The following is a 12,398-nucleotide window of genomic DNA, read 5'->3' as shown; positions in this document are numbered from 1 at the left end:
AGGCCATGCCGCGCGTCTTTCTGTGCGTTCTCGATTCCGTCGGCTGCGGCGGCGCACCCGACGCGTCTCACTATGGCGACGAGGGGGCAAATACTCTCTTGCATATCGCGCAAGCTTGCGCTGCAGGTCGCGCCGAGAACGGCAGAAGCGGGCCGCTCAAGGTGCCTCACATGGATGCGCTTGGCCTCGGCGCGGCGATCACTCTTGCGTCGGGCATGGTCGCGCCGGGGCTGTCCGCTGTTGCCTCTGCTCGTTATGGCGCGGCTCAAGAAGTCTCTGCCGGAAAGGATACCCAGTCCGGCCATTGGGAGCTTGCGGGCGTCCCTGTGGAACGTGACTGGCATTATTTTCCGCGCACCGTTCCGGCTTTCCCCGCCGAACCGATGGCGGAACTGGTTTCACGCGCAAGTCTTTCCGGTACGCTTGCCAACAACCATGCCTCCGGCACGGAGGTCATCGATGCTTTTGGTCTGGAGCATATCGCGACCGGCAAGCCGATCGTCTATACGTCCGCCGACAGCGTCGTGCAGATCGCTGCGCACGAGACCCATTATGGGCTCGAGCGGCTGCTAGACACCTGCCGCATCGCCGCCGAAATTTTTCATCCGTTGAATGTCGGGCGCATCATCGCACGGCCTTTTGTCGGCGAAACACCGGGCGGTTTCATCCGCACCGCCAACCGCAGGGATTTCGCCATCGCACCCCCGGACGGGACGATCTGCGATCGGATTGTCGAAGCTGGCGGAGCGGTTCATGCAGTCGGAAAGATCGGCGATATCTTCGCAATGAAGAGCATTACCGACGTTTCCAAGGGCAAGGACGATATGGCACTTTTCGACCATGTTCTTGACTGGACCAAAAAAGCCGCCGAGGGCGATCTCGTCTTCGCGAATTTCATCGAATTCGACAGCTTGTGGGGCCATCGCCGCGACGTTTCCGGTTATGCTCGCGCGCTCGAAACTTTCGACGCCCGCCTGCCGGAGCTGACTGGGGCGCTGCGTGAAGGAGACCTGCTGATCATCACCGCCGATCACGGCAACGACCCCACCTGGGCAGGAACGGATCACACCCGCGAGCGTGTGCCTGTACTGGCAACCGGTCCAGGCATCATCGGACAATCGCTAGGCATTATTCCGTTCGCCGCGGTCGCGCACTTGACCGCCTCACATCTTGGGCTGCCGGTGCAAAGCGAGTTCCGAACCTCATTCTAGTGAGGAACGAGGGTTGGCTTGTCGCCGACCCTGATCCCGAACTGCGCGCACCGTTGTCCTGGCGGCCACCACCATTCCTTATTAGGTGCTTTGGGATCCAATTCACGATGCCCTGTGCCGGAGGCTACGCTGTGCCGTCAACCAAAACGGCGACGGGTGATGGCGAGCGTTTGGGCCCGGCCTTCGAATATGCCTGCCGCTACCAGTGATATCGAGCACCGCATCACTGGGCAAAGCATCCGCGGACCGCGGGAACTGCGGATGCTACTACCGTTGGGTGGGGAGGGGCGCTGGGCACTGGACACTGGGTGCCGGCGTATGAATGCCCTGTTCGATCGCGATGGTGATCAACCTCTCGCAGAACTGGCCGAGAGTTTCGGAGGCAAGGGCGATCGGTGCCGTCCGACGTTCGACGTCTGTGGAAGTCACGCCCTTGGTGTTCCAGGTGCCACCCTCGGTGAGGAAATTGTGAAGCGTTGGYTGCAGCCGGTCCATGGCATTGGCGAAGCGAGACTCTTTTGTCGCCTTCAACTCGAATTCATCCCAGAGCTCCCGAAACTCCTTTGCCTGAGCTTCGGGCAGAATCGCAAATATCCGGTCGGCGGCCTTGATTTCCCGCTCGGCTTGGCTGAGCTGGGCAACGTGATCATAGGCGAAAGTGTCGCCGGCATCGATCTCAACAACGTCATGGATGAGCAGCATCTTGATGACACGTAGGAGGTCGACGGGTTCCCGCGAATGATCTGACAATACCATGGCCATCAAGGCCAGTTGCCACGTATGCTCTGCATCGTTTTCCACGCGGGAGCGGTCGAGGAGCGAAGTTCTTCGTAGGATCGTTTTCAGCTTTTCCACTTCAAGAATGAAGGCCAGTTGCTGCATCAGGCGTTTGTTACCAAACAGGCTCTCGAGATGGGCTGCAGTGGTGCGTTCCGGCATGTCAGGCCTCCMCGGCCTTCCGGGTCAGGAGGGTTCTGGGGATCATCACATGCACACCCTTCTTGATATTGACGACTTGAGTGATACGGACATCGGCAGCCATGCTGCAAAGGCTGTAGGCTTGCGCCGAGGTTATCCCGGACCAGTGCGAGATCATCCGGATCGCGGCACGGAGCGCGGCCTGCATCGCTTGCTGCAGATCCTCGTCGAAAGCCATGGCAATCAGGTGATCGGGCGTTTCCGCATAGGGTATTGAGAGCGTCGCGTTCTTGATGAGGTCGAACCTGAACGTCCCGCTCAATCCGGTCTCCACGGCGGTCAAGCAGACTTCGCCATCACCTTGCGACGCGTGCCCGTCGCCGGCGGAGAACAAGGCGCCTTCGACGGACACAGGTAGATAGAGCACGGAGCCGGCGGTCAGTTCCCGGTTGTCCATGTTGCCGCCGAAGTAACCCGGAATGATCGAGGTCAGGCGGCCGTCTTCGGCGCGTGGCGCCGTCGCCATGACCCCGAAAAAGGGCCGAGCTGGAAGGACCATGCCCCAGGGTGTGGCGATTGTCCCGGCTTCACGGTCGATGCTCAGATGCACAATCTGGCCTTCGGTGAAATCGTCCGGCAGCGCGCCCTTGCCTGGCCTGATGATATTGAAGGCCCAATTGTCGCGCAGCTGTATGTCGAGGATCTCGACACGCAGCATGTCACCAGGCTCCGCCCCGCGAACATGGATGGGGCCTGTCAGGATATGCGGGCCCGGCGAGGGGACGTGGGCCGCATGGATCGCCCGCAGTTCCGACCTTACCGAATGCGCTGCATCGTTGGAGATCTCATCGGGTGCGCCGCTGACACTGTGCACCGTCACCGTGTCTCCCCGCTCGATCTCGAGAACCGCCGGGAGGCTGGCGTCGAGCCTGCCCCAATGCACGGTTCGAGGTGTGGGGAAGAGGTCGTGATGAGGCATACCGATCAGGCCAGTTCGAAGCGAATGGGCTGGGCGCCCTCCCAAAGTGTCATGTTGCCGAGTGCCTTCAGGTTCTCGAGCCCTGACGTCAGGGTGATAAAGTGATTGCCGGCAAGCTGCCCCATCTTGGAGGAGAAGTCGACGCCGCCATATGCAAGCAGTATTTCCGTCTCGCTGATGCCGCCCGGGTAAAGAATGATGTGCCCCGGGGCCGGATGGCTCGTGTGGTTCTCATAGGTGACTCCGAAGTCTTCATCGCCGAGCGGAACCCAGACGCCTTCACCGCTCCAGCGGACGTGAACGATCTTGCTTTCGTATGGGAGGCGCTTGAGGAATGATGCGCAGGTCTTCGGCGCATCCTGAGTTTCCAGTCGGGCATCGAAGGTGAAGGGGCCGGCGGTGATCCTGAGCTTTGTCATGAACGTTCCTGTGAATGTGGCTTCTCTCGACGAGGGAGGTTTTACGAGAATGGGTTGGAAAGATCAGCCGTTGGACGCGAAATCGTCGCTGCGCACTGCCCAGCCGGTCACGCGGGCTTCGATGGCGGAGAATACAATGTAGAGGGTGACGCCGAGGCTAGCGAGAATGAACAGTCCGGCAAAGACGAGCGGCACGTCGAAACTGGAACTCGCAATCATCATCAGGTTGCCGATGCCTCGATTCGAGGCGACTGTTTCGGCAATGACTGTACCGACGAAGGCAAGCGTCGCAGCGACCTTAAGCGATGCGAAGAAATAGGGCATCGTTCGCGGCAGGCCGATATTCCAGAGGATCTCGAGCTTCGTTGCCTTCAGGGTCCGCATGACATCCTGTAGTTCGGGCTCCGTCGACGCGAGCCCTGTCGCGACGTTGACGACGATTGGGAAGACACACATGACCATCGCCGTGAGAATTGCCGGTACCGTTCCAGCGCCGAACCAAAGCACGAGAATTGGCACGATGGCGACCTTGGGGATCGAGGAAAAGCCAACCAGCATCGGATAGGCGACGTCATAGGCAAGCCTTGAGGAGCCGATCAACATGCCGAGAAGGACACCGATCAGGATGCCAAGCCCAAGCCCGACCAAAGTCGTATAAATGGTCTGAAACGCGTGCGGCCAGATCGCGGGAAACTGCGAGACCAGCGTGTAGATCGCTTGTGTCGGTCTTGGCAGCACCATTTCCGACACGCCGAATGCAAGGCAGATGGCTTCCCAGGCAACGAAGGAGCCGAGAATGCAGCAAGCGGAGAGGACGCGGCGTCTGGTGTCCGGCTTCATGGCTGTTGCTCCTTGACGGCTCGCGCCGCGACGATGCGCTCGCGGAGCCTCTGAGTGAGGGAAACAAAATCAGGTTCGAAAGACACATCGATGGTACGTGGCCGGGAGAAAGGCACGGTACTGTCTTCTATGATGCGCCCCGGCCGCGCCTGCATGACGCAAATGCGCGAGGCGAGGTAGGCTGCCTCCTTGAGGTCATGGGTCACCAGGAGAACTGTCGGCTTCTTCTCGATCCAGAGATTCTGCATGATTTCCCAGAGCTCCTCGCGGGTAAACTGATCGAGCGCGCCGAATGGTTCGTCGAGCAGAAGCAGGGTTGGATCATGAATCAGTGCGCGGCACAGGGAGGCGCGCTGTTGCATGCCGCCTGAGAGCTGCCACGGGAATTTTTCGCCGAAACCAGACAGCCCGACCTTGGCGAGAAGCGCCTCGGCGCGTTCCCGATACTCGCCGTTCTTTTTCTTCGTGTAGCCATGTTTGTAGGGCGGAACGATCTTCAGTGGCATCATCACGTTGTCGCGGATGTTGAGCCACGGCAGCAGGGTCGGATTCTGGAACGCCATGCCGATCCGTACCTCGTTCGCGCCGATCTCCCGTCCGGTGACGAAGATATTGCCTTCTGACGGCGAGAGCGTGCCGGCTACGAGTTTCAGGATCGTCGACTTGCCGCAGCCGGATGGCCCGACGAGCGCGACGAACTCCCCTTTTTCAATCCGCAGCGACGTTTCCGCCAAGGCCACCGTCTTGTTCTTTTCACCCCCGAAGGTGACGTTCACACGTTCCAGATCGATCACAGGATTACGGGGCACGACCCCAGTCGCGAGAGCTTGGTTCATGGCGATCAACCCTTCCGGGGAGCAGTGACGGCTGCCATTGTCTGGTCGGCGTTACGGACCTCAGGTATCGGCATCTGCTGGATCGCATGAACCGAACGGCCCCAGCCCTTCGCTTCGTTCTGCAGTGTACGGTGCTTCATCACGAAGCGGCCGCGTACGATGGTATGGATCGGCAACGCAGTCGCCTTCATGCCGTGCCATGGCGAGATTTTGGCCGTCGACTGGATCTTGCCATCGTCGATCGTCCACTCGCGATTGGTATCGACGATGGCAAGATCTGCGTCGGAGCCGACCATCAGCGCGCCCTTGGTCGGGTACAGACCCCAGCATTTTGCTGGCTTTTCTGCGCTCCAGCGAACGTAGTCTGACAGGCTCGCCTGCCGACGGGCGACCTCGGTCAACATCAGCGGCATCTGGGTTTCGACACCGGGGAAGCCGCAATCGACGGTCCAGATGTCCTCACGCGTTTTCTCTTCGACGGAATGGGGGGCATGGTCGGTGGCGATCATGTCGATCGTGCCGTCGACGAGCGCCTCCCAGATAGGCCCCTGGTTCTCGATCTCGCGCACCGGCGGGTTGACGCGGATGACACCTCGCTTTTCCTCGTAGTCGTTGGTCGAGAGGAGCAGATATTGGGGGCAGGTCTCGCCGGTGATGTCGACACCCCGGGCCTTGGCCTCTGCTAAAGGCCGAAGTTCGGCCGCTGACGAGATGTGCAGGATATGGATGCGGGCTCCGGTCCATTCCGCAAGCGTCGCCGCGCGCTCTACGGCTTCGGTGGCGACGACTGCCGGGCGGGCGGCGAGGTGCGCAAGCGGATCAGTGCGGCCCATGGCGCGCAGACGCGCCTCACGGCGTTCCATGATCGAGTTTGTTTCGGCATGCAGTGAGATGCGTTTGCCGGTCGGCGCCACGATCTCGAAGAGTTCGAGCATGGCACCGGTTGTCGGAGACGGGATGCGGCCGAATGTATTGCCCATGTAGCATTTGAAGCCGATGACGCCGCCTTCGATCAACTCTGCTATATTGGGTAAACTGTCTTCACCGAGCACGGCGTAGAGGCCGTAATCAACATGGGCTTTGGCGGCGGCAAGCGCATGCTTGTCAGCCAAGGACTTGGCATCGGCGACCGCGGGTAGCGTGTTCGGCATATCGAAGACGGTGGTCACACCGCCAAAGGCGGCGGCTGCCGTGCCGCTGGCAAAATCTTCCTTCTGCGGATAGCCGGGATCGCGGAAATGAACGTGCACGTCGATTGCGCCGGGCAGAATATGGAGGCCTGTTGCATTCAGGCTCTCTTTCGCCTCGGGCATGGCTTCTTCATCGCCGATCGCCAGGATCTTGCCTTCCTTGATGGCGATGCTGGCCTGATATTGCGTATCCGGGGTGACGATCGTTCCGCCGTTGACGACGAGGTCCGCGATGATCTCGCTGTTCATTCTGAAATCTCCTTTAAAGGGCGGCCCATCCGCCATCGACGGGCAGATCAACGCCGGTGATCTGGCGCGAAACGTCGCTGGCGAGGAACAGGCAGGCACTCGCGACGTCCTCATCGACGGTAATACGCTTCAGTGCATAGTCTTGCGCATGACGGATGGCGGCCTCTTCCTCGGAAATGCCGAACTTAAGGGCCATGGTCTTGCAGACCTTGTCACGGAAGCGTGGCCCATCGACCATGCCCGGGGCGACGCAGTTGACGTTGATATTGTGCTGCCCGACTTCCAGCGCAAAGCTCTTGGTGATGCCGCGCAGGCCCCATTTGGAGGCGGAGTAGGCGAGACGCCCCGCGCGCCCCTTCATCCCAAACGTGCCGCCGACATTGATGACCTTGCCGTATCGGTTCTCGATCATCGACGGCAGGACCGAGCGGATCGTGTGGAAGCAGCCGTTCATGTTGAGCGTGACGATCTCGTCGAATTCGTCTGGCGTGGTTTCGACGCCGGTCTTGCCCATCGGACCGGAGCCACCAGCAACATTGACCAGGACGTCGATGCGGCCGAAGGTTTCAACCGTCTTGCTGGCAGCCGCGTCGCATTGTGCGGCATCCGTCAGGTCGCAGCCGATGACGAGAGCCGAGCAACCTTTGGACCGAGCCTCTTCGGCCACCGGTTCTATGGCCGCCGTATCGCGGCCGACAAGGGCGAGCTTGCAGCCTTCTTTCGCGAAGGCAAGGGTTATTGCCGCGCCCATGCCCTTAGCCGGGCCGGTGATGAACGCGACCTTATCCTTCAGCATCAAGTCCATGATGTTGTTCCATTCTAATCGTCTGGGGGAGGGGGAACGGCGCGTTGCGCGCCGTTTCTTATTCGACCGAGGTCAGGAGTTCGCTTCTGGCCGGCAGGAAGCTCCGGTCGAACACTTCGCCGACCGATGGCGTGCGTGGCAGGCCGTTTGCCTGGACGAGGATATCGATGGACTTTGCAAGACGTGCCTCCTCGATATCACCGAGGCCTATCTTGGCGACTTCGGGATGGGACATCTCGTCAGCCAGCGTTGCGTCAAAACGTTCGCGCTCTACATCGGTCTTGATCAGAGGTTCGCGTGCCTTTACCGCCGCGACGGCTGCATCGGGGTCCTTGATGGCCTCCTTGATGCTCCTGTTGAGCGCGCGCAAAAATCCCCTCACGGCCTCCGGGTTTTCCTTCGCGAAGCTCTTCGCAACGATAATGGCATTGGAGTAGAGGTCCATCCCGTAATCGCCGTAGCTGATGAAGCGGATTTCCTTGTCCGGATCGACACCGATCAGCTTGGCGCTGAAGCGGATGGTGTTGACATAACCGAAGACGCCGTCGACCTGACCCTTCATCAGCATCTGTTCGCGCAGGTTCGGCTGCATGTTGGTCACTTCGACCTTTGAGCAATCGGTCTTGGATATCGAGCACAGAGCAGGGAAGAGCTTGAGGGCGCCATCATTGGCCGCACCGCCAAGGATGTGGCCGGGGAAATCGGCTGGCGACTTGATGGGGCTGTCCGCCTTGACCGCGATGGTAAAGGGAGGCTGGTTATACATCATGAAGACGCCGACCGGCGCATCGTCGGGCTTTTTAGCGGCAAGTTCGATGAGCGCGTTGATATCGCCGAATCCCATGTCGTAGGCGCCATTAGCGACAAGCGGAACCGCTGCGCCGGAGCCGTTGCCCTGGTCCATGGTCACGTTCAAGCCTTCTTCCTTGAAGTAACCCTTGTCCTCGGCGAGGAACAGCAGACCCTGTGGCCCTTGGTATTTCCAGTTGAGGACGAGCTTGATGTCGGTCTCGGCCTGCGTCGCGGTAGCTGCGCCGAGTGTTGAGAAAGCCGCGATCGCGGCCAGTACGGTTCTACGGGCACGCGTCTTCATTTGGTGATCAGCCATATTTTTGTTCCCTTGTCTGGTCGGTGGAGGCCGCCGTTCGCGACAGCTCATTCAATTATGTTGCAATGCGAGAGTACACGGTCCAGTGTGTATCTCAACCGCAATTTTCGTTCATTAGCGGTGCCAAAAAGGCATCACTGGGAGTATGCGATGCGTCACCTGAAATTGCTCCAGCAGGTTTCTGAAATTGCCAGGGCGGGCTCGATCCGGCAGGCTGCGGAGCGGATGAACATCACGGCCTCGGCAATGAACCGCAAGATCCAGGATCTCGAGCTCGAAATAGGAACCCCGATTTTCGAGAGACGTGCGCGAGGCGTGAAGCTGACCACTGCCGGCGAGATGTTCGTTCGCTATGCCAGAAGCCAGATCGCCGATGCCGAACGCCTCAGTTCACAGGTGGAGGATTTGCGCGGGCTACGGCGGGGCCCGGTCAAAATCGCCTGCAGCCAGGCTTTGGCACTTGATTTTTTGCCGTCGCAGATCGGCGAATTCCGAAAGGATAACCCACGCTTGGTTTTCGATCTTAAAGTGATGGATCACGACGCCGCGATCGCAGCACTGATCGAATACGACGTCGATCTCGCTCTCGTTTATCGTGCCGTCATGCGGCCTGCCGTTCGCATTCTCACGTCGGTTCCGCAAAGGCTGGTCGCGATCATGCGGGACGATCACCCCTTGGCCGCAAAACAGACGCTACGGTTGTCGGATTGCGTCGGCTATCCGCTCGCATTGCCCGATCAAAGTCTCGGAGGCAGGCAAGTTCTGGATGAAGTCATCGCCCGCCGCGATTTTCGTTTCGATATCATGGCTGAATCCAATTCGTTCGAGATGTTGAGAGGGCTAGCCCTTCGCGGCAACATGATCTCGTTTCAGATCGAAGCTGGAGCGCCGCGCGAGGATTTCGGGATGGGGGTCATCGGCCGCGCCATCGACGAGCGCGACATACCCCGCTCGGACCTCGTCCTCTGTCAGCTTCGAGGGCGGGTCCTTCCGATCGCTGCAGCCAGCTTCGCAGACAGGCTGATCAAGGCAATGAAGTAGGAGTGGGCAGGAACCTGCGGCTACGAGCCGATCTTTTCCGCGCGGCCAGCGGGCGGCCTTAGCAGCAGCCTCGATAATGTTCGCCRATCAATGGCTCAAGTGCTGAAAAAGCCTCCCGGACATGCCGCGTCGAACCGATCGCCGCCCGATATTGCTGACGAAGAACGTCCTCTGTGGCATCCAGGTCGAAACCGACCACCTGTCCATCCCGAACAATCGTCCGCCCGCCCTTGATGACTTCGATGATGTGCTCGCGTGTGGCGCGGGCGAAGAGATAGTGGCGTGGGTCGACCTCTGTGACGCGGTCTTTATCGAGCCGGTCGAGATCGAGCAGGAGAAGATCGGCAGGCATGCCGACCTCGATTCGCCCTCCGGTGCCAAGGCCAATAATTTCCCGACCGGTTACGCAGGCCCCGGCCAACGCGTCTGCGGGCGTTATCTCCTCGTCAAAGGCAATTCCTGCGTTGAGCAGGCGGAACAGGCGTAATTCCCGCAAGGCGTCATCATCCTCGTCGAATGCGCATCCGTCCAAGCCGAGCCCAAACCGCAGGCCGGAAGCCTTCATCCGCCCGACGCGTGCGACGCCCGACCGCAGGTGCAAGTTCGACGATGGATTGACGGCGATCGTCACTCCATGCTGCGCCAGGACAGCGAGTTCCACCGGCCTTGCCCAAACACAGTGAGCAAGTGTGAGGCGTGGGGACAAAAGGCCGATTTCGCGCAAGCGCTCAACAATGCCGCCAGGATAGGTGCGGTCAGCCCATTTCCGTTGTTCGCGGGTCTCCAGGAAGTGCATGTGCACACGACGCCCGGTCTCTGCCGATGCGTTGGCGATCGCTTGCAGGAGGTGATCGGAGCACCACTGCACGCCGTTGGGGCCGAACTGCACATCCACGTGGGGGTGGCTTTGCATTTCCGCCGCTACATCGGCGACACGCTGGACCTGATCCTCTGGCGACATGGTTTCGGCCCGCCAGATATCGTCTATCCGAAACCGATCCGCCAGTTTCGCAGCGATCGCCGAATGATTGCCGTAGACGATCGGATTGCGGTCCCGCATGGCGACCGCAAAGCCGATCGACAGGCCTGTGTCAGATGCGGCCTGTGCATAGGCGTGTACTTCTTTCGTCAAAGGTTCGCGCCCCATGGGCCGGATAAGATGCACCATAACACCGACGCAGCCGCCGCGAGCGGATCGACCGAACGAAGCGGCCGCAGCAAGATACGGATCTACGGACGGGATACCGGCGAGGGACGGCAGCCAGGACTCGAGTGGCTTCATACCCGCCCCGAACGACGTCGGCGACAGAGGTCTTGCATGATTGTGCCCATCGACCAGAGCCGGGATTGCCAGAACCCCTGGTGCCGTGTCCTCTCGAGATACGGGCCGGATTTCGCGGAGATGTCCCGCTTCGATCCGAAGTTCAACAGGTCCTGTCGGCTCGTAACCAGGGCCGATCAGGGCCTGCGAAACTATGATTTGTCGGTCGGTCATGATCATTCCGGCATAAGTGGTGGCGGGCCTTGGACGATTCCGAAGCCTCGCAAGGGCTAGTCAACAGTGCGCTCTGCGACAGGCGGCAGGTATTCGGCCGAGAATATCTGTTCCGGCGCTATATCACCTTCGAGCTCATAGGCTGCCTTGATGCTCTCGATCGAGCGGGCAAGGCGGGCAACATCCATGCCGCCCAATCCCACCTTACCGGTCTCTACTGAAACGATCAGGTTCTTGATGGCGAACTCGATCCGGCGCTTTTCCAACGCTTCGTCGATGAGCGGCTCAACCGCCTCGACTGTGGCAGCACCGAGCGCCGGATCGCCGACGATCTCCACCATGGCGCGATTGACCGCCTTTACCAACCCCCGGACGGCCTCTGGGTGCTCGTTTATCAATTTGCGGGAAACCATGAGGCCATTCGAGTAGATGTCCACACCGCGGTCGCCGTAATTGTACCAAGTGAAGTCCTCGTCTGGATTCAGGCCGAGGCCGACAAGATTGAGATAGCTGGTGACGTTGAAGACCAGGCTCGCATCCACATTGCCCCGGATCAGCATCTGCTCCTGGAGGTTTGGTGCGACATTGACGATCTCCACGCTTGCCGGATCAAGGCCGGCTTTGGATGTGAGCGCGGGAAAGAGGCGACCTGCTGCCGAGCCGGCCGGGCTACCGACCCTCAGGCCTGCGAGCTGCTGGAGATTTTTGACGGGTCCATCCTTTTTGACCAGCACGGAAAATGGCGGCTGGTTGTAGATCTGGTAGACCATGACGGGTGCTTCGTCGGGCTTTGACAATGCGTTCTGGATAATGGCGTTCATGTCGCCGAAGCCCGCATCATAGGCGCCTGACATGATGCGCGTGACGGTCACCGCCGAGCCTTCGCCTTGATCGATCTGAACCTCCAGTCCCTCCTCGGCGAAATAGCCTTTATCTCTGGCCATGTAGAACCAGGAGTGGATACCCTGGATTTTCCAGTCGAGCGTCAGCTTGATCGGTAGATCTGCGGCCTGTGTCTGCGAGGCAAACATAAGTACGGGTATAACCAGCGATCGGATGAGTTTTCTCATTTCTGTTCCCATTCTGAAGGTCGTGTCTTCATCGACACCGTCGCAAGGCGTGCATGGCTTAGCCGGTGCGCAGCCCGATCCTGCGGGCGGAGGCTTCCTACCCGATCTGTGGCTTGCCGATCATGACGCGCTAAGGAGCATCTGCTGCGGTGGTCGCCCCGGATCCTGTGATGGCAGGGTGGAGGCAGCGCAACGTTACGTGCAGACCGTCGGGCGGGCTATTGCTGTTTTCGTGCA

Annotated in this window: 12 protein-coding genes; 2 read left to right on the top strand and 10 right to left on the bottom strand. The window is 60.0% G+C overall.

Annotated elements, in window-relative coordinates; genetic code table 11:
• Positions 1 to 5: 5 nt before the first annotated feature.
• On the top strand, positions 6 to 1,211 hold the full coding sequence (locus tag LCM4573_RS08155) for a phosphopentomutase (RefSeq protein ID WP_071005758.1): 1,206 nt from the start codon (positions 6 to 8) through the stop codon (positions 1,209 to 1,211).
• Between the two features lie 267 nt (positions 1,212 to 1,478).
• On the opposite strand, the gene LCM4573_RS08150 is transcribed toward LCM4573_RS08155, so the two are convergent.
• The 8 genes from LCM4573_RS08150 to LCM4573_RS08115 all read right to left on the bottom strand — a co-directional run bounded on the left by LCM4573_RS08150 (position 1,479) and on the right by LCM4573_RS08115 (position 8,555).
• Positions 1,479 to 2,150, bottom strand: coding sequence for an HD family hydrolase (locus tag LCM4573_RS08150; RefSeq protein ID WP_071005757.1), 672 nt, complete (start codon positions 2,148 to 2,150; stop codon positions 1,479 to 1,481).
• 1 nt (position 2,151) lies between these two features.
• A complete protein-coding gene (locus tag LCM4573_RS08145; protein ID WP_071005756.1) occupies positions 2,152 to 3,108 on the bottom strand; it encodes an acetamidase/formamidase family protein in 957 nt (318 codons plus the stop codon).
• Positions 3,109 to 3,113: 5 nt separating this feature from the next.
• Positions 3,114 to 3,527 (bottom strand): DUF3830 family protein, encoded by a 414-nt coding sequence (locus LCM4573_RS08140; RefSeq protein WP_071005755.1) that lies wholly within the window; start codon positions 3,525 to 3,527, stop codon positions 3,114 to 3,116.
• A gap of 63 nt (positions 3,528 to 3,590) precedes the next feature.
• The gene (locus LCM4573_RS08135) at positions 3,591 to 4,367 is read right to left on the bottom strand and encodes an ABC transporter permease (RefSeq protein ID WP_071005754.1); all 777 of its coding nucleotides are present in this window, start codon (positions 4,365 to 4,367) and stop codon (positions 3,591 to 3,593) included.
• Positions 4,364 to 5,203 (bottom strand): ABC transporter ATP-binding protein, encoded by an 840-nt coding sequence (locus LCM4573_RS08130; RefSeq protein ID WP_071005937.1) that lies wholly within the window; start codon positions 5,201 to 5,203, stop codon positions 4,364 to 4,366. Before LCM4573_RS08130 ends, LCM4573_RS08135 begins: the two co-directional genes overlap by 4 nt.
• Before the next feature lie 5 nt (positions 5,204 to 5,208).
• Entirely contained in the window at positions 5,209 to 6,642 is a 1,434-nt protein-coding gene (gene allB / locus LCM4573_RS08125; protein WP_071005753.1) for an allantoinase AllB, read from the bottom strand.
• 13 nt (positions 6,643 to 6,655) lie between these two features.
• Positions 6,656 to 7,447 carry an SDR family NAD(P)-dependent oxidoreductase gene (locus tag LCM4573_RS08120; RefSeq protein WP_071005752.1) on the bottom strand — a complete coding sequence of 264 codons (792 nt, stop codon included), beginning with the start codon at positions 7,445 to 7,447 and terminating at the stop codon, positions 6,656 to 6,658.
• Between the two features lie 58 nt (positions 7,448 to 7,505).
• On the bottom strand, positions 7,506 to 8,555 hold the full coding sequence (locus LCM4573_RS08115) for an ABC transporter substrate-binding protein (RefSeq protein ID WP_244505264.1): 1,050 nt from the start codon (positions 8,553 to 8,555) through the stop codon (positions 7,506 to 7,508).
• Here LCM4573_RS08115 and LCM4573_RS08110 point away from each other — a divergent pair.
• Entirely contained in the window at positions 8,544 to 9,596 is a 1,053-nt protein-coding gene (locus LCM4573_RS08110; RefSeq protein ID WP_244505278.1) for a LysR family transcriptional regulator, read from the top strand. The two genes, LCM4573_RS08115 and LCM4573_RS08110, sit on opposite strands and share 12 nt — an antisense overlap.
• A 58-nt stretch (positions 9,597 to 9,654) precedes the next feature.
• Here the strand turns inward: LCM4573_RS08110 and LCM4573_RS08105 are convergent, their stop codons facing one another.
• A complete protein-coding gene (locus tag LCM4573_RS08105) occupies positions 9,655 to 11,091 on the bottom strand; it encodes an amidohydrolase family protein (RefSeq protein WP_071005935.1) in 1,437 nt (478 codons plus the stop codon).
• A gap of 56 nt (positions 11,092 to 11,147) precedes the next feature.
• Complete coding sequence (locus tag LCM4573_RS08100) at positions 11,148 to 12,161, bottom strand: ABC transporter substrate-binding protein (protein WP_071005750.1); 1,014 nt, start codon at positions 12,159 to 12,161, stop codon at positions 11,148 to 11,150.
• Between the last annotated feature and the right edge of the window lie 237 nt (positions 12,162 to 12,398).

The sequence above is a fragment of the Rhizobium sp. LCM 4573 genome, from assembly GCF_001854865.1.
In the GTDB taxonomy this organism is placed as follows: Bacteria; Pseudomonadota; Alphaproteobacteria; order Rhizobiales; family Rhizobiaceae; genus Neorhizobium.
The sequence above is the reverse complement of the archived record's forward strand: the minus strand, read 5'-3'. Positions and strand labels throughout refer to the sequence as shown.

Excerpts from the sequence above, each read along its gene's own strand:
- LCM4573_RS08155 (WP_071005758.1), top strand. The coding sequence starts at position 6 with ATGCCGCGCGTCTTTCTGTGCGTTCTCGATTCCGTCGGCTGCGGCGGC.
- LCM4573_RS08140 (WP_071005755.1), bottom strand. The coding sequence starts at position 3,527 with ATGACAAAGCTCAGGATCACCGCCGGCCCCTTCACCTTCGATGCCCGA.
- LCM4573_RS08100 (WP_071005750.1), bottom strand. The coding sequence starts at position 12,161 with ATGAGAAAACTCATCCGATCGCTGGTTATACCCGTACTTATGTTTGCC.
- allB (WP_071005753.1), bottom strand. The coding sequence starts at position 6,642 with ATGAACAGCGAGATCATCGCGGACCTCGTCGTCAACGGCGGAACGATC.
- LCM4573_RS08120 (WP_071005752.1), bottom strand. The coding sequence starts at position 7,447 with ATGGACTTGATGCTGAAGGATAAGGTCGCGTTCATCACCGGCCCGGCT.
- LCM4573_RS08130 (WP_071005937.1), bottom strand. The coding sequence starts at position 5,203 with ATGAACCAAGCTCTCGCGACTGGGGTCGTGCCCCGTAATCCTGTGATC.
- LCM4573_RS08115 (WP_244505264.1), bottom strand. The coding sequence starts at position 8,555 with ATGGCTGATCACCAAATGAAGACGCGTGCCCGTAGAACCGTACTGGCC.
- LCM4573_RS08135 (WP_071005754.1), bottom strand. The coding sequence starts at position 4,367 with ATGAAGCCGGACACCAGACGCCGCGTCCTCTCCGCTTGCTGCATTCTC.